31 protein-coding genes are annotated in these 26439 nt (G+C 66.8%); 16 read left to right on the top strand and 15 right to left on the bottom strand.

Annotated features, from left to right (window positions below; translation table 11 throughout):
* Positions 1–53: 53 nt before the first annotated feature.
* The gene (locus H5J31_RS26290; protein WP_181775321.1) at positions 54–986 is read right to left on the bottom strand and encodes a hypothetical protein; all 933 of its coding nucleotides are present in this window, start codon (positions 984–986) and stop codon (positions 54–56) included.
* 569 nt (positions 987–1555) lie between these two features.
* Between H5J31_RS26290 and H5J31_RS26285 the strand changes: the two genes are divergently transcribed.
* Entirely contained in the window at positions 1556–1981 is a 426-nt protein-coding gene (locus H5J31_RS26285; protein ID WP_181775320.1) for a hypothetical protein, read from the top strand.
* 417 nt (positions 1982–2398) lie between these two features.
* Here H5J31_RS26285 and H5J31_RS26280 read toward each other — a convergent pair whose 3' ends face one another.
* On the bottom strand, positions 2399–2668 hold the full coding sequence (locus H5J31_RS26280; protein ID WP_181775319.1) for a DUF3892 domain-containing protein: 270 nt from the start codon (positions 2666–2668) through the stop codon (positions 2399–2401).
* Positions 2669–2736: 68 nt separating this feature from the next.
* Between H5J31_RS26280 and H5J31_RS26275 the strand changes: the two genes are divergently transcribed.
* Both H5J31_RS26275 and H5J31_RS26270 read left to right on the top strand, forming a co-directional pair.
* Positions 2737–3225 carry a GNAT family N-acetyltransferase gene (locus H5J31_RS26275; protein WP_181775318.1) on the top strand — a complete coding sequence of 163 codons (489 nt, stop codon included), beginning with the start codon at positions 2737–2739 and terminating at the stop codon, positions 3223–3225.
* A gap of 4 nt (positions 3226–3229) precedes the next feature.
* On the top strand, positions 3230–3595 hold the full coding sequence (locus H5J31_RS26270) for a hypothetical protein (protein WP_181775317.1): 366 nt from the start codon (positions 3230–3232) through the stop codon (positions 3593–3595).
* Here H5J31_RS26270 and H5J31_RS26265 read toward each other — a convergent pair.
* Together H5J31_RS26265 and H5J31_RS26260 are read right to left on the bottom strand one after the other, a co-directional pair.
* Positions 3592–4245: a hypothetical protein gene (locus H5J31_RS26265; protein WP_181775316.1), complete on the bottom strand. Its 654-nt coding sequence runs from the start codon at positions 4243–4245 to the stop codon at positions 3592–3594. The genes H5J31_RS26270 and H5J31_RS26265 overlap by 4 nt on opposite strands.
* An 86-nt stretch (positions 4246–4331) precedes the next feature.
* A complete protein-coding gene (locus H5J31_RS26260; RefSeq protein ID WP_181775315.1) occupies positions 4332–4733 on the bottom strand; it encodes a DUF4279 domain-containing protein in 402 nt (133 codons plus the stop codon).
* Between H5J31_RS26260 and H5J31_RS26255 the strand changes: the two genes are divergently transcribed.
* Both H5J31_RS26255 and H5J31_RS26250 read left to right on the top strand, forming a co-directional pair.
* Positions 4722–5162, top strand: coding sequence for a TIGR03618 family F420-dependent PPOX class oxidoreductase (locus H5J31_RS26255; protein ID WP_328701613.1), 441 nt, complete (start codon positions 4722–4724; stop codon positions 5160–5162). The genes H5J31_RS26260 and H5J31_RS26255 overlap by 12 nt on opposite strands.
* A 32-nt stretch (positions 5163–5194) precedes the next feature.
* Positions 5195–5722: a GNAT family N-acetyltransferase gene (locus tag H5J31_RS26250; RefSeq protein ID WP_181775313.1), complete on the top strand. Its 528-nt coding sequence runs from the start codon at positions 5195–5197 to the stop codon at positions 5720–5722.
* Here H5J31_RS26250 and H5J31_RS26245 read toward each other — a convergent pair.
* The 4 genes from H5J31_RS26245 to H5J31_RS26230 all read right to left on the bottom strand — a co-directional run bounded on the left by H5J31_RS26245 (position 5719) and on the right by H5J31_RS26230 (position 9277).
* Entirely contained in the window at positions 5719–6057 is a 339-nt protein-coding gene (locus H5J31_RS26245) for an MmcQ/YjbR family DNA-binding protein (RefSeq protein WP_181775312.1), read from the bottom strand. The two genes, H5J31_RS26250 and H5J31_RS26245, sit on opposite strands and share 4 nt — an antisense overlap.
* A gap of 133 nt (positions 6058–6190) precedes the next feature.
* Positions 6191–7879, bottom strand: a complete 1689-nt coding sequence (locus tag H5J31_RS26240; RefSeq protein WP_181775311.1) for a bifunctional metallophosphatase/5'-nucleotidase — start codon at positions 7877–7879, stop codon at positions 6191–6193.
* Between the two features lie 106 nt (positions 7880–7985).
* Positions 7986–8774: an alpha/beta fold hydrolase gene (locus H5J31_RS26235; RefSeq protein ID WP_181775310.1), complete on the bottom strand. Its 789-nt coding sequence runs from the start codon at positions 8772–8774 to the stop codon at positions 7986–7988.
* Between the two features lie 14 nt (positions 8775–8788).
* Positions 8789–9277: a GNAT family N-acetyltransferase gene (locus tag H5J31_RS26230; RefSeq protein ID WP_181775309.1), complete on the bottom strand. Its 489-nt coding sequence runs from the start codon at positions 9275–9277 to the stop codon at positions 8789–8791.
* Positions 9278–9427: 150 nt separating this feature from the next.
* Between H5J31_RS26230 and H5J31_RS26225 the strand changes: the two genes are divergently transcribed.
* The gene (locus tag H5J31_RS26225) at positions 9428–10075 is read left to right on the top strand and encodes a VanZ family protein (RefSeq protein ID WP_181775308.1); all 648 of its coding nucleotides are present in this window, start codon (positions 9428–9430) and stop codon (positions 10073–10075) included.
* Here the strand turns inward: H5J31_RS26225 and H5J31_RS26220 are convergent.
* Together H5J31_RS26220 and H5J31_RS26215 are read right to left on the bottom strand one after the other, a co-directional pair.
* Positions 10016–10192 carry a hypothetical protein gene (locus H5J31_RS26220; RefSeq protein ID WP_181775307.1) on the bottom strand — a complete coding sequence of 59 codons (177 nt, stop codon included), beginning with the start codon at positions 10190–10192 and terminating at the stop codon, positions 10016–10018. The genes H5J31_RS26225 and H5J31_RS26220 overlap by 60 nt on opposite strands.
* A 97-nt stretch (positions 10193–10289) precedes the next feature.
* Positions 10290–10943 carry a class I SAM-dependent methyltransferase gene (locus tag H5J31_RS26215; RefSeq protein WP_181775306.1) on the bottom strand — a complete coding sequence of 218 codons (654 nt, stop codon included), beginning with the start codon at positions 10941–10943 and terminating at the stop codon, positions 10290–10292.
* Between the two features lie 28 nt (positions 10944–10971).
* On the opposite strand from H5J31_RS26215, the gene mug reads away from it, so the two are divergent.
* The 6 genes from mug (at position 10972) to H5J31_RS26185 (ending at position 16117) form a co-directional block, all read left to right on the top strand.
* The gene (gene mug, locus H5J31_RS26210) at positions 10972–11538 is read left to right on the top strand and encodes a G/U mismatch-specific DNA glycosylase (RefSeq protein WP_181775305.1); all 567 of its coding nucleotides are present in this window, start codon (positions 10972–10974) and stop codon (positions 11536–11538) included.
* 281 nt (positions 11539–11819) lie between these two features.
* Positions 11820–12623 (top strand): response regulator transcription factor, encoded by an 804-nt coding sequence (locus tag H5J31_RS26205; protein WP_181775304.1) that lies wholly within the window; start codon positions 11820–11822, stop codon positions 12621–12623.
* A gap of 138 nt (positions 12624–12761) precedes the next feature.
* A complete protein-coding gene (locus H5J31_RS26200) occupies positions 12762–14606 on the top strand; it encodes an acyl-CoA dehydrogenase (RefSeq protein ID WP_181775303.1) in 1845 nt (614 codons plus the stop codon).
* 127 nt (positions 14607–14733) lie between these two features.
* On the top strand, positions 14734–15009 hold the full coding sequence (locus H5J31_RS26195; protein WP_181775302.1) for a GlsB/YeaQ/YmgE family stress response membrane protein: 276 nt from the start codon (positions 14734–14736) through the stop codon (positions 15007–15009).
* 73 nt (positions 15010–15082) lie between these two features.
* Positions 15083–15379 carry a GlsB/YeaQ/YmgE family stress response membrane protein gene (locus H5J31_RS26190; RefSeq protein WP_181775301.1) on the top strand — a complete coding sequence of 99 codons (297 nt, stop codon included), beginning with the start codon at positions 15083–15085 and terminating at the stop codon, positions 15377–15379.
* A gap of 21 nt (positions 15380–15400) precedes the next feature.
* Entirely contained in the window at positions 15401–16117 is a 717-nt protein-coding gene (locus tag H5J31_RS26185; protein WP_181775300.1) for a leucine-rich repeat domain-containing protein, read from the top strand.
* 3 nt (positions 16118–16120) lie between these two features.
* Here the strand turns inward: H5J31_RS26185 and H5J31_RS26180 are convergent, their stop codons facing one another.
* From H5J31_RS26180 to H5J31_RS26170, 3 genes are read right to left on the bottom strand one after another with little or no spacing between them, the layout of a single operon-like run.
* The gene (locus H5J31_RS26180; RefSeq protein ID WP_181775299.1) at positions 16121–17965 is read right to left on the bottom strand and encodes a VanW family protein; all 1845 of its coding nucleotides are present in this window, start codon (positions 17963–17965) and stop codon (positions 16121–16123) included.
* 30 nt (positions 17966–17995) lie between these two features.
* On the bottom strand, positions 17996–18289 hold the full coding sequence (locus H5J31_RS26175; protein ID WP_181775298.1) for a GroES family chaperonin: 294 nt from the start codon (positions 18287–18289) through the stop codon (positions 17996–17998).
* 40 nt (positions 18290–18329) lie between these two features.
* Positions 18330–20138, bottom strand: coding sequence for an NHL domain-containing thioredoxin family protein (locus H5J31_RS26170; protein WP_181775348.1), 1809 nt, complete (start codon positions 20136–20138; stop codon positions 18330–18332).
* Positions 20139–20328: 190 nt separating this feature from the next.
* Between H5J31_RS26170 and H5J31_RS26165 the strand changes: the two genes are divergently transcribed.
* Positions 20329–20898, top strand: coding sequence for a hypothetical protein (locus tag H5J31_RS26165; protein WP_181775297.1), 570 nt, complete (start codon positions 20329–20331; stop codon positions 20896–20898).
* Positions 20899–21037: 139 nt separating this feature from the next.
* On the opposite strand, the gene H5J31_RS26160 is transcribed toward H5J31_RS26165, so the two are convergent.
* Positions 21038–21502, bottom strand: coding sequence for an SRPBCC family protein (locus H5J31_RS26160; RefSeq protein ID WP_181775296.1), 465 nt, complete (start codon positions 21500–21502; stop codon positions 21038–21040).
* A gap of 35 nt (positions 21503–21537) precedes the next feature.
* The gene (locus tag H5J31_RS26155) at positions 21538–23883 is read right to left on the bottom strand and encodes an oxidoreductase (protein WP_181775295.1); all 2346 of its coding nucleotides are present in this window, start codon (positions 23881–23883) and stop codon (positions 21538–21540) included.
* A gap of 518 nt (positions 23884–24401) precedes the next feature.
* Between H5J31_RS26155 and H5J31_RS26150 the strand changes: the two genes are divergently transcribed.
* From H5J31_RS26150 to H5J31_RS26140, 3 genes are all read left to right on the top strand, one after another.
* Positions 24402–24869, top strand: coding sequence for a hypothetical protein (locus H5J31_RS26150; protein WP_328701612.1), 468 nt, complete (start codon positions 24402–24404; stop codon positions 24867–24869).
* Positions 24869–25474 carry a DUF3558 domain-containing protein gene (locus H5J31_RS26145; protein ID WP_181775293.1) on the top strand — a complete coding sequence of 202 codons (606 nt, stop codon included), beginning with the start codon at positions 24869–24871 and terminating at the stop codon, positions 25472–25474. Before H5J31_RS26150 ends, H5J31_RS26145 begins: the two co-directional genes overlap by 1 nt.
* A gap of 3 nt (positions 25475–25477) precedes the next feature.
* A partial coding sequence (locus tag H5J31_RS26140; protein WP_181775292.1) for a hypothetical protein occupies positions 25478–26439 on the top strand: 962 nt, incomplete at its 3' end.

Below are 26439 nucleotides of genomic sequence, written 5' to 3'. Positions count from 1 at the left end.
AGGTCAGCGATTAGCCGTAAACACGTCGACGAGACGCAAATAGGTTACCAGACCTAATCAACAACAGAAGCTTCGCTTGAATCGACGTCAGACGCCTTTTCGTCAACAATGCGAATTATCGATCGTGGAATTTTGAGACGAAGCCTCCTGAAAAGCGGGTAGCCATATAGCAAGATTACTACCATAGCAATTGCTACAATAATCGAGTTTGGAATCTGGATCAGGCTTAGGCCTTTACTTGCAACTTCCCGACCGAACTCTTCTTGCCCTTCCAGGGTATTTAAATCAAAGCGGACGTAATCGACTAGTTCAGGACTATCCCTCTTTAAACTTAATGCCATCACACTAAATACAATTGCAGACGAAACCCCCGCGATGGCAAGAATTAGCACTTGCAGTGTAATACGACGTCTTATTCGTCGATACCAAGGCCTCCTCATCAAGTCCATGAGATCAGGAGAAAGGTTTAAGGGTGGTCGCTTATCGATGCTTGCGCCCCGTATTGTACCCGTCAAGGCAGGCACTTCCGAACCTTGATGAATGACTTCCACGAGGCCGCCGTCGCCAGAATCAAGGAAGTCAAATTCGACAAGCACCGCAGATCTATCTTGCGGATCAACCTTCACACTTAGTTCATTTTGAACCCTGCTCCGCGCAGCGATCCTAACCTGGAGCGGATAATCGCCATCCGAAAGCTTTATTCGCAATCGATCCTGTGGGACAATATCCACACCACGCAGCGTGTCACCTTGATGATTCCATATCGCCACAGTGGTACGACTTATAGTAACAATCGGCTCTCCAGACGGTGCCCGCATGAAGCCAGTTTCAAATGCGCCATGCTTAGAGCTTGCCAGAACTTTGAAGTCTGCCGAATACTTCAGGAGTGGTCTTTTGCGCCCCCTTCGCGCAAGCACAAAAGCCAGCGGGATACCAATGATTGAAAGAACCAGGCCCGCCAGACCCATGATGTCACTAGCAGTCATTTTCTTCCATCCGACGCAGAACCGTTTAACCTACAGTCGGATTGACAGGTCGCCATGTTACCAATCTTCGCTGCGCAGGTGTAACAGTCTTGTCGCTCTGCGCGAAGGACGACTTCTTCTGCTAGGCGAGTGCCCCTCATTCAGCAAGCGACGCCTCCTGCCGAACTTGGCTCTTTGGAATCAAGGCGCCGCCATCGGCGGCGCGCACGTCACCGACCGTTCGACGGACCACCCGACCGCGACACGGACGGCCTGCCGCTCCGCTCCGGCCGCCGGTCGCCGGGTGGCCCCGCCGAACCGGTGGTCAGGCACAGCGCACCGCCGACAGCGGCGTACAGACCGCCTCGTCCAGTCCGACGACAGACCCGAGGGACGACCAGGCTTAGTGACAGCCACTCCCTCGCAGACGATCGTTTAACACCGACCCGCCACTATCAAGGGCGTCTGCGGCGTCGCTACGCGATGAGCTGCGCTCACCCTTGACACCGACGATCCAGCGCTAACAGCGGCAGGGGCGAGGAAGGGCGGGGTGAAGAGACTCACCGAGCTGACGCGTATCTTGGTCGCTCATGAACTGGGATACAGCCTCGAAGCTCATCGCTGCTGGGGTGCCCGTTCTGGGTGCCCTGATCGAGCTGTATCGACGACGCGAAGGCAACCGGCAACGAAGGCAGCTGAAAATCGACGTCGATCTGGTGTCGTCTCTGCCTGAAGACAGCGCGGCGCGAGCTCGACTACTTACGCACATCGACAACACGGTTGAGCTCATGTTGCAGGGACAGAACGAGCTCAGACGCGAGCCCACCGGAATCACGCTCGCGATCATCCTCATCGTGGCCGCAGGAGGTCTGATAGTCCTCGCGGTCCGCTCGCCGAGTTCCTGGTGGTTATGGATCCCGGCCGGCTTCTGCATTGTGCTCGGACTTGTCGGACTCTCACAGGACGCAGTACCCCGGAAGAGAGACGTCAGAGGTCGACCGCTCAAGGAGCAATAAGGCGTGCCATCATGTCATTAGCGTGCCATTAAGACCGGTCAACCAAGGTCAACGGCGGGCACCGCGAGACAGGCTCATCCGCAGGTCAAGAGCAATTTCCAGCATGATCACCCTGCTTCCCAAGCTGAATACGCGGGTTCGATTCCCGTCATCCGCTCTCCCGCGAAAGCCCCAGGTCAGTGGATGTCCACTGTGGACCTGGGGCTTTCGCTTTGTCCGGTCATTCTCCAAGGCGAGCAGTTAGTGAACCGGCCAGTCAGGCCGTCGTGCCGCCCGTCCGGTGCTGATGGCAGAGCGACGGACACAGCAACACGGCTTGCACGGAGTGGACGCAGGCGTGTTCATGAAGGAATTGGGACGTTGAGCGTCCCAATTCCTTCATGAACACGGGCAGGATCTTCCGCACAAGCCGAACCTCTAGCCGCAGAGCGGCAAACTGTCGAGATTGTTCCGCAGAGTCGCGTCGGCCATGGACCTCAACGTTCCCTCACCACAAGGACAAGCCCATTTCCGTACGTAGGCCTTGAGACCGCCGGCATCGGTGAAGTAGCGGTCGCCGCCGTCCATCGACTGGTAGATCTCGGCGACCCTCATCGGGTGGTCGGCGCCGCCACGGCAGACGGCCAGGATGTGGCCACCGGCGGTACAACCGGTCTGGACGGTGCAGACGATCTCGTACTCGGCCATCCGAACTCCTCGGGTCGCAGGAGAAAGTCGGGCGAGGCCGGGTGGTTGTTACGGGTAGCGTGCGGGACATGGAGATCCGGGGGTTCACCGACGACGACTGGGTCCAGGTGTGGCCGATCGTGCGCGAGGTCGTGCGCGCCGCGGACACGTACACGTATGACCCGGACCTGACCGAAGAAACCGCGCGTGGGCTCTGGGCCGCGACGCCGCCGGCGCGGACGGTCGTCGCGGTCGAGGACGGGAAGGTGCTCGGCACGGCCAAAATGGGTCCGAATCGCGACGGACCCGGGTCTCATGTGTCGACGGCCAGTTTCATGGTGGACAAGGATGTTCGCGGCAAGGGCGTCGGCAGCGCGTTGTGTGCGCACGTCCTGGATTGGGCGAGGGAACAGGGTTTCGCGGGGATGCAGTTCAACGCGGTCGCCGAATCGAACCTGGCCGGGATCCGCGTTTACGAGCGGCTCGGGTTCAAGATCGTCGGAACGGTGCCGGGCGCGTTCGCGCATCCGACGCTGGGCCGTATCGGGCTGCACGTCATGTACTGCGATTTCGGCTGAAGCCGTGAACGGGACGATCAGGAGACACGCTGTCACCGCGGCCGTCACCGGAGTCGCCGTCGTCATCACGGCGACCTGGCTGGTGAACCGGGACGTCCGGCCGACCGTGTTCGAAGGCTGGGCCTGGCCCAACGCGGCGGGAAACACCATCTGGCTCACCGAGGCGCCGGACGGCCGATCGGAGGGTGACGGCTTCATCCTGGCCGGAGCACGATGGACCGGCCCCGACCATGTCCGGCACGACGGTGCCTTCGGTCCCACCTGCGTCGGCACGGACACGACGTCCTCCACCCACGTGGAAATCGGAGTCGTCGATGTCGAAGCCGACGGCGCGTCCTGGCGGCACGCGGTCTGGCTGCGCTGCCTCTAGCCTTCGACGAGTTCCCACGGGGCGTCGGCGGAAGCGCGGTCGTAGACCTGGCCGGGCGCGGCGCTCAGCACCAGCGCGACGTCCGGATACAGGGTGACGGCGTGTTCCATCTCCAGCGCTTCGACCTCGAAGTCCTGGTCCTCCGGCACCTGGAAGCCAACGAGCAGCCAGCTGCCGTCGGCCTCGCGCACGACCTGGCGCACGGCGCGGACGGGCGCGGCGGGGTCGGTGGGGATCTCGGCGAGTTCGGTGCTCACCTGCACTTCTTCGAGCGGCGAGCCCGGGTGCGTCCACGCGGCGAGACGGGCGGCACGCACGAGGAGGTCCTCGTCGTCATCGTCGGAGTCGGCGACCGAGCTCAGCAGCCAGGTGCGCCGCTCGGGGTCCCAGTCGGCGGCCATGCCGGTGGGGAGGCCGGCGAGTGCGGCGAGTTCGGGGATGAGGTCCAGCGCCGCCTGCAGCGGCAGCGACCCGAACGCGTCGCGGTTGGACTCCATGTCCTCGGAGAACTCGTTGCCGTCGCTGATGAACCAGTCGCCGTCGTCGTCCAGCACGACGAACGCGAGGTTCGCGCTGTCCTCCACCAGCGACCGGGAGATGATGACCGGCGACTCCGGGTCCTGACGCAGCGGCCAGTTCTCGCTCGACATGCTGGGCTCCCAACGGGGGTTGTCCGGCTGTGGGGCACCATCCCACCATCTCCGGCCTCGCCGCCGTGCACCGGCTCAGTGGAAGGTCATTCGCTGAGGTCGTATTCGTCGACGTCCAATGCGGCGGCCGCCTCGGCCAGGAACGCGAGCACGGCCGGGGACAGATGCCAGCCGAACTCCTCACCACCGTCCCGGTGATGGAAGTAGCGGACCACCTGCAGCACGGCGCTCACGCCTTCGTCCACCAGTGTCCGGATCGCCGGCCGGACCGGCGCGAGTCTGCCGATCACGCGCTCGATCTGGTCGTCGACGGAATCCACGCCGCGCTGCACGATCTTCCAGGCGTGCATACGCGGCACCCGCCGCTCGGGGATCCTCGAACCCAGCACCATGACCTCGTCGGGCTCCATGCCGAGCCGCGCGGTGATCTCCCCGGCGGACACGGTTTCGCTCTTCAAGGCGAAGTAGCAGTACTGGTGGACCTTCATACGCCCCGGACCCTAGCTTTCGGGCAGGCTGACCAGGTGAAACGTGATCAATCGCTTATAGAACGCCTCGCACGGGAGCGGAACGTGTGGCTGTGCACGCTTCGTCCGGACGGATCACCGCATGTCACGCCGGTCTGGTTCGTGTATCGCGACGACGTCTTCTGGGTCAGCAGCGGCGAGAACAACGTGAAGGTGCGCAACGTCGACAACGACCCGCGGGTCAGCCTCGCGCTCGAAGACGGCGACGCGCCCGTTGTCGCCGAAGGGCAGGTGCGCGTCCATCGCGGAGCGCTGCGTGAAGACATTCTCGCGGCGCTGGCGGCGAAGTACGACGGCTGGACCGCTGGTGAGGAGATCGAGCCGTTCGGGGCCAGGGTGCTGCTGGAGATCCCGATAAGGCGTTGGCTGCTCAGCGGTATCGCGCGATAATCGGACGAACAGACGATCATCGGGGGAGAACGATGCCGACCGGCGAGCTGGTCCGTTTGCGACCGCTGGAGCCCGAGGACGCCGACACGCTGTGGCGCTGGCACAACGATCCGGAGGTCGTGCGCTGGTTGCCCGCGGATCACCCGGAATCGCTCGCCCAGATCCGCGAGCGTTTCGCCAAACGGAAGCCCAACAGCTACGCGGAGGCGAGCTTCGCGATCGAGAGTCTCGCCGTCGGCACGCTGATCGGCACCTGCACCCTGCGCGACGCCACGCCGGAGCAGGGGCGCGCCGAGCTAGACATCTACCTCGGCGAGAAGGATCACTGGGGCAGCGGGTACGGCACCGACGCCATGCGAACGCTTTGCCGCTACGGCTTCGAAATGATGCGGCTGCACATGATCGCGCTGTGGGTCGTGGTCGGCAACGAGGCCGCGATCCACGTCTACAAGAAGCTCGGATTCCAGGTGGACGGCCGGCACCGCCAGTCGTTCCGTGGCCAGAACGGCGAGTGGCACGACGAGTACCTGATGAGCCTCCTCGAAGGCGAGCTTCGCTAGTCGTCCAGTCCTTTCGTGAGCCTGGCCGGCGCCTTCAGCCGCCAGGCCTCCTCGATGAGTTCACGCAACTGTGCCTTGTCGACCTTCTCCAGGTCGACAAGGATCGCGCCGTAGCCGTCGTAATGCGGAGTGGTGAAGTACGCGGGGTCGCCCGAGGCCAGCAGGGCCTCCTTTTCCGCGTGCTCGCACAACAGCATCAGCCCACCCTCGGCTTCGGTGCGCAGCCGGGCGAAGCTCTTGCCCGCGACCTTGAGCGACGGTGTGCGGTACGACGTGGACTCCTCGACCTCCGGCAGCACGGCCGCCAGGCCCACGACTTCTTCCCAGGTCGTCATGGCGGACATTGTGCCCTGGGTCACTGACAAAACCACCCCCGAATGTCCGCATCGGACGCCTCCGGACGCAAGGAACGGCCCGTTACTCGCAAAATTTGCCAGTAACGGGCCGTTCATGGCACGCGCGGAGGGGTTACGGCAGGACGGTGATCCGGTCCGCGGCCGGCGGTGCGACGTTCGGGTGCGCCGCGAAGTACGCGATCAGCGCGTCGAGGTCCACGGGACCACCGGTGAGGCCGGTCCCCTTCGTGAACTCGGTGAAGCCGTCCCCGCCGGCGGCGAGGAAGTTGTTCACCGAAACGCGGTACGACGCCGCCGGGTCGATCGGCGTGCCGTCGAGCGTCAGGTTCGAGATCTTCGATCCGGCAGGCGCCGAAGACGAGAACGAGTACTTCAGCGACTTCGAGATCTGCAGGGTCCGCACGATCCCGTTCGCCTGCCACTGCTGTTCGAGCACGTTCTTCAGGTTCGCCCCGGTGAGCGTGATCGTCTGCATGATGTTGGCGAACGGCTGCACGGCGAACGCCTCGCCGTAGGTCACGACCCCGTCGCCCTCACCGTTCGGCGACGACGCGTAGGTGAAGTCGGTGCGGATTCCGCCCGGGTTCGTCATGGCGATCTGGGCGCCGTTCGACTTGGTGGCCTCGAGCTGGGCGTCCGCGATGACGTCGCCGAGCGGGGACTCGCCCGACGGCGCGCCCTTGGCGACCAGGTCGGCGGTGATGGTGCCGACGGCCTTGTTCGCGATCGGCGCCGCCTTGGCCTTGGCCTCGTCGATCAGCGTCTGCACGTCGCCGTCCGGATCGACGGTGCGGGTGACGATCTCGTTGTGCGCCTTGGTCTCGCCGCGGACGACGTCGCGGGTCCGGCGGTCGATCTTCAGGTCGACGACCGAGAGCAGACGGCCGAACGACGCGCCCTGGATGACGGTGCGCGGCTTGCCGTCGGGGTCGTTGATCACGCAGTTGTACTGCTGGTGGCTGTGTCCGGTGAAGATCGCGTCCACCTTGGACGTCACCTTCTGCGCGATGGCGGTCGCGGCGCCCGGCTGGACCTTGCACTCGTCCGGCCCGGCCGGCCCGGAGTTGTCGCCCTGGTGCAGCAGCACGACCTGCGCCTTGACGCCGACGAGGTCGAGCAGCTTCGCGGTCCGGTCGATGGCCTGGACCTCTTCGCCGAACTTGAGGCCCTTGATCGCCTCCGGGGTGACGACCTGCGGCAGATCCTTCAGCGTGGCGCCGATGATGCCGATCGGGACGCCGCCGGAGAACTCGATGCTGAACGGCAGCAACGCCGGGAAGCCGTTCTCGTAGTACACATTGGACCCGAGGAACGGGAAGTTCGCGCCCTTGAAGGACTTCCGGAACTGGCAGCCGTCGGTCGGATGGCAGCCGCCGTTCTGGATCCGGCGGAGTTCCTTGAGGCCCTCGTCGAATTCGTGGTTGCCCACCACAGAGGCTTTGACGCCGAGCATGTTCAACAGGTCGACCGTCGGCTCGTCGTGGAACAGCGCCGAGATCACCGGCGAGGCACCGATGCTGTCACCGGCCGAAAGCACGACCGAGTTGCGCACTTCGCCGCGAAGCCGCTTCAGGTGCGCCGCGAGGTACACGGCACCGCCCGCGTTGACGGTCGTGCCGTCGGGCAGCGTGACGCGGCCGCTCGAACCGGACGGCGGTTCGAGGTTGCCGTGCAGGTCGTTGAACGTGATCAGCCGGACGTCGGTGGTCGCGCTCGGCGCGGCCGACGCCGGCGCGGCGACGGCGGCCAGCGCGGTCAGCGCGGCGCCGGCGACCACGGCCAGCCGGGTAGAGAGCTTCATCTTTCCTCCGATTCGTGCGCGGAAGTCCCCAACAGGCGCACGGCGGAGGAGTTTGCCTTGCGAACTTGACGTTCACCAGGGTCGAAATCAGGACGATAAGCAAACGTCACATGGCGCGCGAACTGCCGTCCAGGAGCACTCGCGCGACCAGTTCGGGTTCGTCGCTCATCGGCACGTGCCCGCAGCCGCGCAGGACCACCAGTTCCGCCTTCGGGGCGATCCGCCGCAGCTCGGCGGCCTTCGGACGGGCGAGGATGCGGTCGCGCTGCGCCCACGCGATGGTCACCGGGACGTTCTCGACGACGCCGTCGAACCGGAATCCGCCGCGGGCCTGCTCCAGCGTCGGGCGGAAGCCGGGACAGCCGGCGAGCGCGCGCATGTCCTCCATGACGACCTGGGTGGTGAGCCGGTCCGGACGGCCGACGATCATCCCGGTCAGCACCGATCGGCCCGCCGCGGTCGCGGCGAGGCGGCGCGCGGTGCGTTCGGGGATCCGTTCGGCGAGCACTCGGTGGGTGCGCAGCATGCTCAGGGCGTATCGCTGCTGCCGAGGCGTCCACAGCCCGGCGGGCGACAACGCCGTCACGCTGCGGACGAGGCCCGCTTTCCCGAGCGCGAGCGAGAGCAGGCCGCCGAGCGAGTTGCCCGCGACGTGCGGCCTGCCGAGGCCGAGTTCGCCGAAGAACTTCCCGAACATCTCGACGGCGGACTCGATGCCGTAGCCGCTCTCGTGCGGCGCGGACTCGCCGAATCCGGGGAGGTCGACGGTGATGACGTCCCGCTGCGAGGTGAGCAGCGGGACCACGGGTGACCAGGCCTGGCGCCGGTGGCCGACCCCGTGGATCAGCACCAGCGGCTCACCCTGGCCGGCGCGGTCGAAGACGACGTTGTCCATACCGCGAGGTTAGGCTATTTACTGCTACCGGCGGTAACAGGTAAATAAAGGCGCTCCCGGCGCCTGGTGATGTCGTTCGGCATCGGCTCCAGTTCACCCGTCGGGACGAAACCGAGCCTCAGGTACAGCCGCCGCGCCCGGTCGTTGTCCTCCGCGACGTGCAGCCACACCTCACGCGCGCCATCGTCCTCGGCGGCCGCCCGGATCTCGTTCACCAGCCTCTCGGCCAGCCCCTGGCCCCGCGACTCGGGCGCGACCCACATCGAATAGAGGATCCAGCCGTCGTCGCGCGCCCTTCCGGCGACCAGGCCGACCGGCCGATCCGCCTCGAAGGCGACGAACCAGGCATCCGCGTCGAGCCGCGCGAGCCACTCTTCGTCGGACTGGGCCCGTTCGGCCTCGGCGACCGAGCCGTAGTTCTCGGGGGTGTCCGTCAGGGCACGCAGGCGAATGTCACGGAAGGCGTCGAGATCTCCGGCCGTCAGCCGGCGAACAAGCAGCATCAGGGCAGATTCTCACGGTCACCGGCGAGCGGCGAAACGGATATCGCCGATCGGCCAAGATCAGGGTCGGCCACTTGGCCGATCCGGCCCCGTCCGCCGCGGCCCTTCGACCGAAGTGGCGGGACCCTCATGATCCATAACGTCTGTGTCATGACGAACGCACAGGTCACCGCCCTGCAGTACGGCTTGATCGGCTTCTTCGCGCTCTGGGCGACGGTGCTGATCCCGCAGCTGATCGTCCTGCACGCCCGGCACGGCCAGGTGCGTCTTCGTCCCGTCCTCACCATGGCGGCCGTGCTGCTCTACGCCTGCATGACGCTCGCGGTGACCTTCCTGCCGCTGCCCGGCCCCGGCGTCAAACGGCTGAGCCAGACCGTGCAGCTGCACCCGTTCCAGTGGATCGGTGACATCCACACCGAACTGGTCAAGCACGGGCTGCCGATGGCCGACTGGTTCACCACCCAGACCTTCCAGCAGGCCACCATGAACGTGCTGCTGTTCGTCCCGCTCGGCTTCTTCGCCAGGACGCTCTGGAAGCGCGGCCTCATCGGCACCACGCTGATCGGTTTCACCGCTTCGCTGCTGATCGAGATCACCCAGCTGACCGCGAATTTCGGCACCGCGCCCTACGTCTACCGGATCTTCGACGTCGACGACCTGCTCAACAACACCGGCGGCGCGATGCTCGGCTGGATCGCCGGAGCCCTGCTGCTCACCCTCGTGCGGAAGCCCGTTCCTTCAACGGTCGAGCTTCAGCTGCCGAGCCGCCAGCGGGTCGACCTCGCCGAGGTCCGCTAGCCTCGCCTGCCGCCGCTGGGCCGCGCGCCGCGCGGCCCGCCGGTCTTCCAGGACCACCAGCACGGTGGCCACCACGAAGATCAGGGCGACCACACCGAGGATGAGCGAGAGCTGCAAGACGCCTCCTCGAATACGACCTTGTGTGCGAGATCACAAACAGTACGCATGTCGTGGTGACTTGGCCACCCCTTGAGACGACCGGCCGTGGCGTGAGTCACGCGCGGACGGCCGAGAACCACGTCCGGTCGGCGGCACACCACCGCTCGAAAGCCAGCCCCGCCCCGCTCAAGGCCGCGTTCAGGGCAGGCAGGTCCAGACGGCGGCAGGTGAAGGCCTGGGTCCACCACCGGTCCCCGGCCGAGTACCGGACGACGGCCGACAGCAGATCGCCTTCGCGGACGATGTCGTCCAGGCGAACGTCGACCTCGCCGAGCCGCCCGCCCTGGCCGTCGCGGACCGAGCCGAACCACTCCGGCGGATGCCATTCGACGAGCACCCGCCCACCGGGCGCGACGTGCTCGCGGGCGGTGACGAGGAAGGCCTCCCGGTCGGCGTCGGCGGCGGTGTTGACCAGGTGGCTGCCGAGCAGCACCGCGTCGAAGACCCGGCCGAGCCGCAGGTCCTCGATCTTCGAGCACACCGTCGCGCCGCGGACGTGGGCGAGCATCTCGGGCGAATCGTCCACCGCGACGACCGGATGCCCCAGGTCCAGCAGCGCGTGCGTGACCCGCCCGCTGCCGCTGCCGAGCTCCAGGACCTCCGCACCCTCCGGGATGGCCGTGTGCACGATCTCGGGCTCGCCCGCGGGCGGCAAGAGCCGGTAGACCTCGACCGAACAGCCGTCGGCCGTGAACGCCTCTCGATCCATGGAAGACAGCGTGCCGGAAACTGGCCAGGTGAGGACACGACCGACGAAGGACCAGCTGGCCGCCGCCTACGGCAAGACCCTCGACGACGTCATCGCACCGGAGCTGGACGTCCTGTTCTGCGGGATCAACCCAGGCCTCTACTCCGGCGCCCTCGGCCTGCATTTCGCCAGGCCGGGGAACAGGTTCTGGCCCGCGCTCCACCGAGGCGGCTTCACTCCCCGTCAGTTCGATCCCAGCGAGCAGGACGAACTCCTCGGTCTCGGCCTCGGCATCACCAACGTCGTCGCACGGACGACGGCTCGGGCCGACGAGCTTTCGGCGGACGAGCTCCGCGAAGGAGGACGGCTCCTGACCGCGAGGGTCGCCGAGTACCGGCCGCGGTGGCTCGCCGTGGTCGGGATCACGGCCTTCCGTACCGCGTTCGGGCTACCGAAGGCGAAAGTGGGACCCCAGGACGACGGGATCGCGGACGCGCGGGTGTGGGTGCTGCCGAATCCGAGCGGGCTGAACGCGCACTGGACACCGGCGATGCTCGGGGACGAGTTCGGCCGCCTCCGCCACGTGGCCTTGCCGGGCGAAGCCCACTCTGAGTAGCGAACTCGCCAAGATCTTCCCCTGCCGCGCTCATTTGAGCAAAGGATCCACAACCAGCTGATACGCAGAGTTTGCTGCGACGATGCGATACATCTATGAGGGGGATACCGCGTCACGCCGACCGACCTACTGACTCGTAATAGTTACGAGGTGTCATATCCGTCCGGTCCCGCAGGGGGGACCGGTTGGCGAGGGTGACCACGCCGGGGGGCCGTGGTCACCGAAGGACTTCACGTCCTCTCGTCCGGAGATGACGGGGCAGGAAAACGGAGGGGTCCGTGATGCGAGGCATCGAGCCGAACCGAACGCTGGCCGGCAGGCCTGGCGGACCGCCACCAGGCGGCAGAGGCCTCGGCGTGGCCGCGGTCGATCCGATCCCGATCTTCTGCGAGGGCCTGAGTTCACTGGTCCACCGCACGCCCGGCCTGCAGTGGCTCGGGCACGCGACCAGTCACCACGCCGCGCTCCAGCTGTGCGAACAGCTCAAACCGGACGTGATCGTGCTGGATTCGGCGCTCGACCCGAACTGCCATCTGTCCCGGCTGCTCAGCGGCGGGGATCCGGCACTGGTCATCATCACGCTGGTCAGGGACACCAACCGCACCCAGCAGTACCTCGCCGCGGCCATCGCGGCCGGGGTGCACGCGATCGTGCCGAGGGCGACCGACGGCCGTCATCTGACCGAGGCGATCCGGCGGGCGCACAGCGACCGTCGCTACATCGACCCGACGCTGGCGGCGCTCACCGCACGGCCGAAGCGCCAGCCCGTGCTCCCCAAGGTCGGCGAACCCCCCAAGCCGGCGACCGCCCGCGGCCTGATGCCGCTGTCCCGGCGCGAATACCAGGTCCTGCAACTGGTCGCCGAGGGGCTGGAGAACTCGGGGATCGCGAAGATCCTGTTCCTGTCCGTGGAGACGGTGCGGACCCATGTGAAGAGCATCCTGCGCAAACTTTCGGCACGCGACCGGACGCATGCGGTGACCATCGCGTTCCGTTCGGGCATCCTGGTGACGAACCCCGACGACGCCCACAACCCGCCCGACGCCCCGGCGACCCCTACTTCCATCGCGCCGTCACCCCGCTGAGACCCCTATATTGCTGATTTCCACGTCACAACAGTGGCCATTCACTTGCCGCCGGTTACCCACAGGTAATATCCTGATGTTACCGGCGAGTAGGGAACATGTGCCCGGCCGGGGAGCCGAACACATTGGAGTGACGACATGGGCCACTACAAGAGCAACGTCCGAGACCTGGAGTTCAACCTCTTCGAGGTCCTCGGCGTACAGGACCGCCTCGGAAAGGGCGTCCTCGCGGAATCCGACGAGGAGACCGCGCGCGGCGTGCTGACCGAGCTGAACAAGCTCGCTTCCGGTCCCCTCGCCGACTCGTACGCCGACGCGGACCGCAACCCGCCGGTGTACGACCCGAAGACCTTCTCGGTGAAGATCCCCGAGTCCTTCAAGAAGAGCTACCAGGCGCTGATGGACGGCGAATGGTGGCGGCTGGGCCTGCCGAACGAGCTGGGCGGCTTCGGCCTTCCCCCGACCGTGCAGTGGGCCGCGGCCGAGCTGATCCTCGGCGCCAACGCGCCGCTGTTCATGTACATGGCGGGCCCGAACTTCGCCGGGATCGTCGACAAGAACGGCACCGACGAGCAGAAGCGCTGGGCGCAGATCATGATCGACCGCGCCTGGGGCGCGACGATGGTGCTCACCGAGCCCGACGCCGGTTCGGACGTCGGCGCCGGCCGCACCAAGGCCCTCCCGCAGGAGGACGGCTCCTGGCACATCGACGGCGTGAAGCGCTTCATCACGTCCGGTGAGCACGACATGAGCGAAAACATCATGCACCTCGTGCTGGCCCGCCCCGAGGGCGCCGGCATCGAGACCAAGCCCGGCACCAAGGGCCTTTCGCTGTTCCTGGTACCGAAGTTCCACTTCGACAGCGAGACCGGTGAGCTGGGCGAGCGGAACGGCGCCTTCGTCACCAACGTCGAGCACAAGATGGGCATCAAGGCCTCCACCACCTGCGAGCTGACCTTCGGCCAGCACGGCACCCCGGCCAAGGGCTGGCTGCTCGGCGAGGTGCACGACGGCATCGCGCAGATGTTCCAGGTCATCGAGTACGCCCGCATGATGGTCGGCACCAAGGCCATCGCGACGCTGTCGACCGGTTACCTCAACGCGCTCGAGTACGCCAAGGAGCGCGTCCAGGGCGCCGATCTGCCGAACATGCTGAACAAGGCCGCGCCGCGCGTCACGATCACCCACCACCCGGACGTCCGCCGCTCGCTGATGCTGCAGAAGGCGTACTCCGAGGGTCTGCGCGCGGTGTACCTCTACACGGCGACGTTCCAGGACCAGGTGTGGACCGGCGAGGGCGACGAGGCTTCGCAGAAGGTGGCGCACGGCGTCAACGACCTGCTGCTGCCGATCGTCAAGGGCGTCGGCTCCGAGCGCGCCACCGAACAGCTCGTGCAGTCGCTGCAGACCTTCGGCGGATCGGGCTTCCTGCAGGACTACCCGATCGAGCAGTACATCCGTGACGCGAAGATCGACTCGCTGTACGAAGGCACCACGGCCATCCAGTCGCTGGACTTCTTCTTCCGCAAGATCGTCCGCGACAAGGGTGCTTCGCTGGCCTACGTCGCCGGCGAGATCACGAAGACCATCGCGTCCGAGGTCGGCAACGGGCGGCTCAAGAACGAGCGCGGTCTGCTCAAGCAGGCGCTCGAGGACACTCAGGGCATGCTCGGCTCGCTGATCGGCTACCTGACCGCGTCGCAGGAGGACCCGCAGAGCATCAACAAGGTCGGCCAGCACACGGTCAGCCTGCTGATGTCGGTCGGCGACCTGCTCATCGGCTGGCAGCTCGTCAAGCACGCCGAGGTCGCCATCGCCAAGCTCGACGCGGGCGCGTCGGCGAAGGACACCCCGTTCTACGAGGGCAAGATCGCCGTGGCGTCGTTCTTCGCGAAGAACGTGCTGCCGGAGCTGACCTCGCGTCGCGCGATCGTCGAGGCCGCCGACAACAGCCTCATGGAGATCCCCGAGGCCGCGTTCTAAACACCGTCGGATAACGGAAAGGCCCCCTCCGGATGTCGAGGGGGCCTTTCCCGTTTCACCGCGTTTCCAGCGGGAATCCGGTGCCGAGTCCGCCTTTCGGCGGAGACCTCGGCAAAGGAGTCGTTCCATGCCTGTCACCGGTATCATCACCGCGATCGTGGTCGGCCTCGTCCTCGGGCTGCTCGGCAGGTTCTTCGTCCCCGGCAAGCAATCCATCCCGCTCTGGCTGACGATCATCGTCGGTATCGCCGCCGCCTTCCTCGGCACCTGGATCGCCCGTGGCCTTGGCTACGCCGACACGGACGGATTCGACTGGCTTGAAATCATCACGCAGATCGTCGTCGCCGGAATCGGCGTCGTCCTGGCCGCGAACCTCTACGGACGCCGGGGTGTCACCCGGTAAGGGGTCTTGAAGCGCGACGCGGCGGTTTTGGTGTCACCGTGAGCCCAACTCGATCTCCAGCGAAGGAGGAACCATGTTGGGTGGTCTTTGGGGCATCATCACCACGATCGTGGTCGGCCTGATCCTCGGCGTGATCGGCCGGATGCTGGCATCCGGTGATCAGAAGATCCCGATGTGGCTGACGATCGTGGTCGGCATCATCGCCGCCTTCATCGGCAACTGGCTGGCCGGCGTGTTCGGCGTCCGCGACACCGCGGGCATCGACTGGATCCGGCACGCGTTCCAGGTCGGCGCGGCCGTCGTCGGCGTGATCGCCGCGGCCGCGATCTACGCGAAGGTCAAGGGCGGCGGGCACCGCGCCGTGACCTGAGCAGGGCTACGGTCGGCCCCTGTGACCACTCGACTCGAACTCAGTGGCCAGGGGCTGACCTCCCTGTCCGGCGTCCCCCTCCCGGCATCACTCGAGTATCTGGACCTGTACGACAACCGGCTGACGTCGGTTCCCGACGAGCTCTGGTCGCTTTCCGGGCTCCGGGTACTGAATCTGGCCACCAACCGGCTGACCTCCGTTTCGCCTTCGATCGGCGGCCTGCGGCAGCTGCACACGCTGGATCTGGGGCACAACGAGCTCACCGTGCTGCCGGACGAGCTCGGCGAGCTTTCCGGTCTGACGGAATACCTTTACGTGAGCGACAACCGGCTGACCGAGTTCCCCGCCGCGCTGTGCTCGCTCGGGCGGCTGAAATACCTGGGGTGCACGGACAACCGCATCCCCACATTGCCCGATGACCTGTCCGGGCTGACCTCGCTGCGCGAACTTCGCCTGTACGGCAACGGGTTGATCGAACTGCCGGAGTCGCTGGGAACGCTTTCCTCGTTGCGTGAGCTCCATCTGCGCAAGAACCGGCTGACGGCGTTGCCCTCCTCCATCGGGGGACTGAGCGAGCTACGCCAGCTGGATCTACGGGAGAACCTGCTCACCACCTTGCCGGACTCGATCGCGGATCTGTCCAAATTGGACAAACTGGATCTGCGGTGGAACAAGGACCTCCGGGAGCCGTCGTGGCTCGCGGACTTCGAGGCCCGCGGCTGCATGGTGCTGCGCTGAACCTCAGGCGCAGATGATCGTCGTACGCGGCGAGTAGGTCGCGTTGCGGGTCTCCCGGCGGACTTCGGTGCCCGACACGACGTCGGTGAGCACGCGGGTGTCCGACGAGCTGAACCCGGCCGAGCCGGGATCCGGCACGCAACCCGGACCCGAGCCGACCTGGACCGGCTGCGGGACGAACGAATGCCGTTCGCCACCCGCACTCTGGACCGAAAACCGTTTCGTACCCCAGATCCGCACGGTCACCGAGCCGTTGGCGGGGATCGCCTGGATCGCGATGCCGGTCGGAGCGTCGTTGACGATCTGCATCTCGACCGGCGACCCGTCGGCGTTGATCGCCTTCACGTCGCGCGCGACCGGATAGCGGTCCAGGTAGTGGTCGTGTTCCAGGTGCCCGCCGTCGGCGAGGCCGGCCAGGTACGCGGCGTTGTACAGCGTCGTCGCCAGCTGGGAGACACCACCACCGACCACGACCGGGCCGGTGCCGTCCTCGTTCACCGGCGCGGGTACGTAGCCCGCGGCCGCCGTCCGCGGGCCCGAACGGGCTCCCAGGCTGAACGTCTCGTTCGGCTTCACGATGGCGCCGGAAACGCGGGTGGCCAGCGCCTGGACGTTCGTCATCGCCGGCCCGTCCAGTCCCGACGTGGTGAACTCGCCGATGACCTCGTTGATGCCGAGCACGTTCGCGGCGTCGGTGCTGACGGCCGGACTGCTGGCGTCGTAGACCGCTTTCAGTTCGCGTTCCTCGCTCTTCGCGAGCACCGAGGTCAGCGAAGAGAACGTCAGGTCCCAGTTGACCTTCCTCGCGTCCTTCGACGGCTGGACCGCGGGCCTGTCCCCGACGAAGACGATCTGCGCGTCCGCCCCGTCGGTCTCGGTCGCCTTCAGCTGCGGCTGCGCGGCCGCCCGCAGTTTCCCCTGGTCGATGCGGACTTCGAGGTTGCCGTCGTCGCGCGCGGCGAACTGGAACGACCCCGCGATCGCGTCCGGTTTCAGCACCGCGTCCTTGCCCTCGCCGCGGATGACGACCGGCTTCGCCACCGCCGGGACGACGATCTTGTCCAGCGCCGCGTGCACCGCGGGCGAGTTCGCCTTCACCGGCGCGACGTTCACCTTCAGCTCGACACCGCCGTCGCTCAGCCAACCGTCGGTGACCGCGGCGACCGACGCCTTGACGTCGGCGAGCGTCTGCCCGGCCCGCGGCTCGACCGGGACCGGGAGGACGCCGCCGTCGGTGCCCACGACCGGCGTGAAGGTGATGTTCCCTTCGACCGGCGGGCGATTCAGCTTCGCGGCGGCGAGATCGGAGACGGCCTTTTCGAGTTTGGGCGCGTCGGTCCAGGTGACGACGCCGACCTCACGACTGGTGAAGAACGACATCACCCGCGTGTACGGGCTGAGCGGCTGGTGACCGGCGCGGCCCAGCGTCTGCGGCCAGTCCAGGCCGAGGCCGGACGACGTCGGGTACAGCACCGTCCGGACGTCTCCGGCGCGGACCCGCACCGGCTCGATCAGCCGCGGCTCCAGCTCGCGGCGAAGTTTCGACTCGGCTTCCTTGTGTGTGAGACCGCCGACGTCGATCCCCGCGACGGTGACGCCGCGAGGGACGTCCCCGGCGCTGACGATCAGGTCCACCGCGTACGCGAGCACGAAAAGCCCCATGAGCACCCCGGCGACCATGAAGGCCTTGCCCACGCCCCTGCGGAGCTTCGACGCGGGCGTCGGCGGCGGATGCACCACCGGCTCGCCCTCGAAGAGCTCGTCTACCAGGTCCTCGTCGTTCTCCGGAGCCGGGAGGAGTTCGTCGGTGAACAGGTCGCTACCCGGTTCGTCATGATCATCGCGCACCGACCCTCACCACCCCTCCCGCGGCTCGAGCTACAGGTACAACCCCGTGCCGTGTTCGGACCGTTCGGTCGCCACGGCGTGGATGTCGCGCTCCCGCATCACCAGGTGTCCCTCGCCCTGGATCTCGACCTCGTGCTGATCGTCCGGGTTGAACAGCACGCGGTCGCCGGTCTTGACGTTCCGCACACTGTTGCCCACGCCCAGTACATCACCCCAGGCGAGCCGTCGCGCGACCTGCGCGGTGGCGGGGATGACGATGCCGCCGGTACTGCGCCGCTCGCCCTCCTCCGGGGACAGCTTCACGAGCACCCTGTCGTGAAGCATCTGAATCTCGAGTTTCGGACCATCTGACACGGATACGACTCTACTTACCCGGATCCCCGGCCATGACCAGGCTGAGCGCGCTTTCTCCGCCGTTTTGGAAGCGCACCGGCACGCCCCAGTCCTGCCGGGTGATCCGGCACGCCGGATGCTCGCCGCCGTCATCGCAGCTCGCGGCCTGCGCCACGACCTGCAACACGCCTTCGGTGACGCCCTCGGCGAAGCGGATCTTGCGGAACAGATCGGTGCCCACGCCCGCGCCGTCGGCGAGCAGCTCCGGCGGCGACGCGCTGATCTCCAGCCGCGTCGACGGACCGAAACGGTCGTCGAGCTTCTCACCGGGCGGCGGGGTGAAGACGACGGAGAACTCCAGCTCACCCGGCGCCAGCACGGTCGGCGGGCGGCGGACCGCGTGCGCGTCCCCGGCGACGACCCGCTCGCCGAGCGGCACCGGCCCGATCTTGCTCCCGGCGGACTCGACGACCAGCAGTTCGCCGTCGTGCACCAGCAGCCCCGAAGGCTCGGCGAGCCCGGTCGCGAGCGTGGTCACCCGGCGGGTGAGCGGGTCGTAGCGGCGGATCGCGCCGTTGTAGGTGTCGGCGATCGCGATCGTGTCGCCGGGCAGCACGGCGAGGCCGAGCGGATGCTGCAGGAGCGCCTCCTCCGCCAGGCCGTCGACGTGACCGAAGGAGAACAGGTCGACGCCGACCGCGGTGTGCACGGTGAACGACTCGCCCTCGGGCTGGATCCAGCGCAGCGCGGACGTTTCCGCGTCGGCGAGCCACAGCTTCCGGCCGTCCGGCGTGAGACCGGACGTCTGCGCGAAGAACGCTTCGTGGACGTCGCCGTCCTTCAGGCCCTCGACTGTCGTCCCGGCGAAGCGGCGGATGGTGCCCGAGACCGGCTCGAACACGCTCAGCGTGTGGTTACCCGCCATGGCGACCACGACCCCGCCAGCCGGACCCCACCAGGCGACGTCCCAGGGGCTGGTGAGATCGATGTCGAGCGCCTTGCCGGTGTCGACGCCGTCGCGCCACTGACGGCCGGTGCCGGCGACCGTGCTGACCTCGCCGGTGATCAGGTCGATACCGCGCAGCCGGTGACCGGCCGTATCGGCGACGACGGCGTGATAGCCGGCGCGCTCCGCGACCTCGTACGGCAGCAGGGTGATCCCGGCCGGTTCGGTGAAGGTCGCCAGATCGAACGGCCCGTCCTGCGCGCCGCGCTCGCCGCTGCCGAACCGGCGGATGATCGTCTCACCGTCGGAAGCGAATTCGACGATGGAGTGGTTGCCGGTGTCGGCGACCAGGATGCGGCCTTCCGCGGTGGTGACGGCCTTGCTCGGGAAGCGCAGCTCGGCGCGCTGCTCCTCGGCCGGCACGTACGGGCTGCCACCGCGTCGCAGCGTGCCCTTGGCCTCGTGCGTCGCGACGAGGTCGGCGATCACCCGGCGCAACGCCTCGGCGTGCCCCTCACCGGCGGCGACGTGGACGACGTAACCCTCGGGGTCCACGACGACCAGCGTCGGCCAGGCCTTGACCGCGTACTGCGACCAAGTGGCCATCTGCGGGTCGTTCAGCACCGGGTGATGCACCTCGTAGCGGCGCACCGCCGCCTCGATCGCGGCCGCCTCGCCCTCGTGCTGGAACTTGGGCGAATGCACGCCGACGGTCACCAGGACGTCGGCGAACTCGGCCTCCAGCGGGCGCAGCTCGTCCAGCACGTGCAGGCAGTTGACGCAGCCGCTGGTCCAGAAGTCCAGCAGCACTACGCGGCCGCGCAACCCGGCGAGCGTGAGCCGCTCGCCACCGGTGTTGAGCCACACGTCACCAGCGAGCTCGGGAGCCCGCACGCGGGACTGCGTTCGTGGAGAAGTCACGACATGAGTGAACTACACCCGGAGCCGCTCTGTTCCGAGGTCCAGGCGTTGAGAGGGCGAGCTCACCCCGGGGGAGGAGCCTCATGTGGGTGATGAGGGCGCGGCGTGGGCACGGCGTTAAAAGAGAAGGCGCCTCCGCGTTGCGCGACTTAGGCTCGAACACATGTCCACAGTTGAGCCCGCCTTCACCCTAAAGGAGGCACATGACCTCCAGGCGAGCTTGGCCGAACCCGTGCGTCCCGGGTTGAGCGAGGCCGAGCTCGACGATGTCGAAGCACGCTTCGGCTTCCGGTTCGCCGCCGATCACCGGACCTTCCTCGCCGCCGGTGTGCCGATCGGCGACCGCTGGCCGGATTGGCGCTGCGGCAACCCCGAACAGCTGCGGAAACGGCTGGACTGGCCGGTCGACGGGGTGCTCTACGACATCGAACACAACAGCTTCTGGTCACCGGACTGGGGCATGCGGCCGATCGACCTGGCCGACGCCCTCGCGCGAGCGCGTTCGCATCTGGCGCTTGTGCCGCAGCTCGTGCCGGTCTGCGGCCACCGCTACCTGCCGGGGATAGCCGGGAGCACGGGATATCCGGTGCTTTCGGTGTACCAGACCGACATCGTCTACTACGGCTATGACCTGCGCGGATACCTGCAACACGACTTCTGCGACCAGCCGCTGGGCCCACCTCCGCCGGGCGGTCCGCGGCAGATCGAGTTCTGGTCGCGGTTCGTGGAATGAACGGACCGTTCATGCCTTGAGGTTGCGGGTTCGGGGCACTACATGTGGTCGCTTCGGGAATCGGGCGTCACCAAATGCGGCCCCGGCGATAGCAAAGGTCCCTTGCTCTTTTCGCGATCCGGGCCGCCGGTGGTAAGCGTCAGGACTCGGCGGCGGCCTTCAGCCGGGCCAGCGTCGCGGCGATGTTCGCCCGGTTGGCGTCGTCCCGCTTCCAGACCCCGGTGAACAGCGACGTCGGCCCGCGGAGCCAACCCGGCCGCCGGTCCCACGTGCTTTCCACGGCCACACAGCCGTCGCCCGACTCCTCGATGTCGTACTGCCAGCGCGCGACGGGGAGCCCGGCGACGGTGGTCACCTCGAACGCGAACCGCTTGCCCTCGTCGGCGTCGGTGATCGTCGAGAGCGTGCTCCAGCGCCGGATCCCACGACGGTTGCGGCCGCGGAACTTCGCGCCAACGGCGACGCCCTCCGCGGCGCCGACCCAACGGTGCCCTTCGTACTCCTCGGCCATCCCTGCGAGCGCGCCCGGGTCGCTGACCAGGGCGTACACCTTCTCGGGCGGGGCGGCGATCGCGATCTTGCCGGTGGCGCTGGGTTCCGTCATCACATACCTCCGTACTGAGGGTATGTGAAATACCTCTAGTTGTCCCGGCGGAGCATGCGACTTATGCCGGCCGCGACCGTCGTCGCCAGCACCCAGCCCGACGCGGTGAACCCGGCCGCAACCCAGTTGTCCATCCCGTGCATGTACCAGCGCGACTTGTTGCCGAAGTCGACGATCGGGACCAGCAGGTCGATCGTGTACAGCACCGGGTTCCACTGCAACCCCGTGTCGTCCTGGTTGACCAGGCACCTAGGCCCGCTCACGGTGAGGTTGGGGTTGGTGATGCAGTCGTCGACGCCGAGTCCGAAATACAGGCTGCCCAGCACGAGCAGCGTCAGCAGCCAGCCGAGCGCGCGCACCGGGCGGAAGCCGTAGCCGACCATCGACCGTTGCAGCCAGCTCCACACGTGTACACCGGGGCCGAAGAACTTGAAGCCCTTCGCGAGCGCCACGTAGCGGAACTGCTGCTTCTTCAGCAGCACCGTGGAGGCGTGCTCTTCATTACCGGACGCGCGCAGCGTCGCCGCCAGCTGGTCGTAAGGTCCAGGCCGGTAGCCGTCCATCGCCTTGCGCAACAACACGATCCGATGGTCGATCGCCCGGTCGTCGTCGAGGGCGATGTCCTCCTGCAGCGCGTCGTAGCGGAAATCCTCCAGCTCGATCCCCGCAGCGGATGCCCAGAACGCCTCGTTGTCACCCAGCGTCCCGCAATGCGCGCGCCGCAGCACGATCCGGCCGTCCGGCGGAGTGGCCGGGGTCAGCAGGAACTCGTCGGCCGAAACGTCGCTGCCGTCGAGCGCGATCCCGTGCTGCGGCAAGGAACCGAGCCGCGCACCGCGGAAATCGACCCGCCGCGCGACCTGCGCGCCGTCGAGGTTGACCCCGCCCTGCGCGACGAACGGACGTTCCTTGTTCTCGGTGAGCACGAGGTCCCGTCCGATCCGCGCGGTGCGGACGTCCAGCGAGTAACTGGTGTTCGTGCGTGCGCCGGGTTCGGTCAGGCTGGTACCGAACAGGTTCACGCTGCCGCCGACCTCGGCGCCCTGCAGCCGCAGCGTTCCCTGGACCGTGGCGTCGGTGAGCTGGAAGTTGCCCGCGATCTTCGCGCGCCGCGCGGAAAAGACGTCACGACGCGGGTGCAGGAACATCGAGTTCCAGGCCAGCACGTTGCCGCCGACGGTGATGTCGGCCATCCGCAACTGACCGGACGGCACCCGCAGACTCGTCGCCTCGATGTCGCCGCCGATCGTGGTCCCGTCGAGATGGATCGCGCGGTCGTAATACGGAATGCTCTGTCCACGCACGACCTGGACCTCGGCACCCGCCAGCCGCAGCGAACCGCCGATCCGCGCATTGACCATCCGCAACGTCCCGGTCGCCTGCAGACCGTCGCTCAGTTCGAGGTTTCCATTGACGGACAGGCGATCCGCGACCAACGCCGGCCGCGGATCGATGTACGGGTCGTTCGATTTCCAGGCGTCCACGACGATCGTCCCGGACTGGTTCACCGAGAGCTTGGCCTCCCGCATCACGATGTCACTGTCCACAGTGGCGCTCGGCAGGAACATGATCCCACTGGCGGAGAAGCGTTTCCGCTGCGAGGCCGGCCCGTAGTTGTCCACCTCGCACAACAGGCTGCCACCGATGTGGATACCGTTCCCGTTGAGCGCGAAGCCGTCCCGGTTGTTCAGCGTCGCCCCGGAGAAGTTGACGTTACCGCCCGCTCGCATACCAGGTATGCGGACTTCTCCGTTGGCCACCAGTCGATACGCCAGCAGCGCGCCGACGATGTTGACCCGATCGGCCTGGATCGCCTTGCCGCGCGGATGGGTGATCACCGTGCGGGTCAGCACGACCGAACCCTCGATGACAGCGTCGGTGAGGTTGACCGCCGCGTTCGGCATCCCGCGCTCGCGATCGTCACCACGCTGGACCGTGGTCTCCTCGATCTCGCTGTCGCCGTCCACTTGCACGACACTGCGAATCAGGCGGACGTCGTTACGGGTACGGAGGTTGCGCGCCTTGAGTCCGGGCAGCCAGCACTTGCGGAACACGAGCCCGAGCAGATGCGCCTCGCGGACGTCCGGCGGATGCTCGAACCGGCAACGCTCGAACCGGAACAGGTACTTGATGTCGGCGGCGCGCAGATCGAGCGTCCCGGTGATGTACGCGTCCTCGACCTGCACGATCGGCGCGTTGGTCGCCTGGCGGCGCCACCGCAGCAGACCCGTCGTGCCCGGCTTCATCAGCTCGGACGCCGGGACCTCGTACCGCTTGTCGGGGTTCGGATCGAACGGGTCCAGCGGAGGAAGGGTCGAATCGCCGTTCGGCTCGCCCTCCCCCGGATCACGCGGCCCGTTGTTGCGCCGAAAGCCCGGCATCGTTTCGCTTCCCTCCCCCGTCGTTCCCCTGCCCCAAGCGAAGCCGATCACGCAGGGGGTTCGCAAGGGGCCCTGGGCAGTAGACCGGAACCTGCCATCTGGTTACGACGGCAGAACAGCCGCCGAGGTTCCGGACCAGCACTCTTCGCCGAACCCGCCGCGGGGCGAATGACTCGCCGCCATGGTCACTCAGCGAAGTCAGAGATGACTACGGGTAGGCCGCGCGCATCGTGGCCCGTGCGGAGAGGCGCGAGCTGAACAGAGTCCTGCGGCGATCAGAACCTCCGAAGGATTTACTGCTCGCGGCACCAAAACGGCTGTTCAGGACAAACCACACCGCCTGCCCATCTTTCGGCGGTGATCTTTCACGAAGGGGCTGATCGGCGGTTTACCTGCTGCTATCGTCACCGGTTGGAGTCAGAGGTGAACTACGGGTAGGTCGCGCCCCCATCGCGGCCCGTGCGGGGAGGCACGAGATGACAGGACCGGGAAGCGGCCCTCAAGGGGTCTTCAACCAGGTGAACTCGACGACGCCACCGTCGGCGCCGCCGCCGGGCTCGGGGCTGATCCCGGGCGCCGCCGCGGCACCGCCACCGCCGGGCCCGCCGCCGAACTATGGCGAGCTGGGCGGCGGGCAGGCCAAGGCCGACTTCGCGTCCGCCTCGGCGAACGGTGGCTGGGAATTCGACCCTGAAGCCATGGACGCGGTGATCAAATCCCTCGAAGAGTGCATCGAGAACAACTTCGGCCGGGCGAAGACCGAGGCCGAGTGGCTTACCCAGATCAAGCCGCCTGGTGCCGAGGTCGGAAGCGAGGGCTACACGACCGCCGCGATCAACTCCGGCCGGTCGTACCAGGTCTTTCTCGAGGGGGCCCGCCAGTACACAGTTGCTTACCTCGAGACACTCCGGAAGATCCGAACGGCTTACCAAGAGCAAGACCAGGCGGCGATCGATACGCTCCGCCAGATTGGAAAGATCGACTGATGCGACGCAAGGCCACGGTCATCACCATCGCAACGCTAGGTTCGATTGCCTTGCTCGCCGGCTGCAGTGATCAGAAGCCCGGCAATCCGGTACCCACCAGCGCTCCCTCGTCAACCGGTCTGCCCTCCGACGGAGCGCCGGCTGTGACTCAACCGATCACCAACACTTCGAAGGTCGAGACCGACCCGTGCAGTGCGATCTCCGCCGCTGAAATAGAAGCAATCGGCGGAAAGGTCAAGCGTTCCGGGCCGGAACAATTGACCATGGGCAATGCGTGTAACTGGGTCTTCCAAGAATCACCGAACACCGTCAGTGCCGGACTCACGACGGGCAACAAGGACGGCCTGAGCGCGTTATATGCACAGAACGCGACTGGCGGCCTAACCACCTTCAAGCCGGTTGCCCCCATTGATGGATATCCGGCTGTCATTTACTCCAATGGCGGCGAAGGAAAAGGAACCTGCACGCTTGCTGTAGGTATTCGTAACGACCTCGTCTATACCGTCATACCGCTGCTCTCCTCGAGTCACTCTTCCTTCTCCGATCCCTGCGGGATGGCCACCGAACTTGCATCCACGGCGATCAAGAACCTCAAGGGGGCGTAGGCCATGACCTACAGCGGTTGGGAGATCTTCACGAAGCTCAACGCCAACCCCGCAACCACCGAGTCCCTCGACAGGGCGCAGGTGTCATCGCACAAACTGATGGTCATCCACGAAGACCTGAGCAAGTCCATGGAGTCCAGCCAGACGGCGCTCTCTTCCTTCTGGAAGGGAAAAGCCGCCGAAAGCGGAGCAGCAGGACTGGCCCCGCTCATCGCGACCTCCAAGGTCGCGGGCGAGAACATGAACCGCGCCCGTCAGTCGATGTACGACCAGAACGGCTCCTTCCACTACACGCGCGGAAACGTGCGGCCGGTCGAGAAGGAGCGCGCGGGGGACAGCGGGCCGGAGGACATCGTGTCCATCGGCGCCAGTGACGACGAGATCGCGGCGGCCAAGTTCGACGCGGACACCAAGCACAACGTCGAGATCTACGAGCCGTACTACCAGAGCACGCAGCCTCGGCAGCAGTCTCTCGCGCCGGTTTACCCGGCAGCACATGATCCGAACGTCTCCGCAGGGCCGATCACGCCGGATCCGGTGGATCCCGGGCAGACCAAGGTCAGCGGTTTCAGTGGCGGGGACTCGGGTGGCCACCCGGGAAGGCACGGTGGCCCTGGTGGCGGGTACACCGGTGGGCCGAGTTCGTACAGCGCGCCTCCGGGGGCCGAGGGGTATCAGGCGCCGCGGCCGCCGGTCGTGCCGCCGCAGCCGCCTCGGATGCCGCAGGCCCCGCAGCCGCAGCCGCTTCGGCGGCCGAATGACGGGACCGATCTCTCTTCGGTGAAGACCCCGCCCGGGATGCGTCCCGGCGAGTTCCGGCCGCCCAACTTCGGGCCCGGTGTGGGTCCAGGCAGCGGTGGGCCCGGCGGCGGTAGCGGTTTCGGGCCTGGCAGTGGCGGGTTCAGCGGCGGTTTCGGGCCTGGTGGCGGGTTCGGGCCGGGTGGATCGACGCCGGGGAACATGGG

Source organism: Amycolatopsis pittospori (genome assembly GCF_013870525.1).
Taxonomy (GTDB): Bacteria; Actinomycetota; Actinomycetes; order Mycobacteriales; family Pseudonocardiaceae; genus Amycolatopsis; species Amycolatopsis pittospori.
This window is presented reverse-complemented; position numbering and strand designations above follow the sequence as displayed.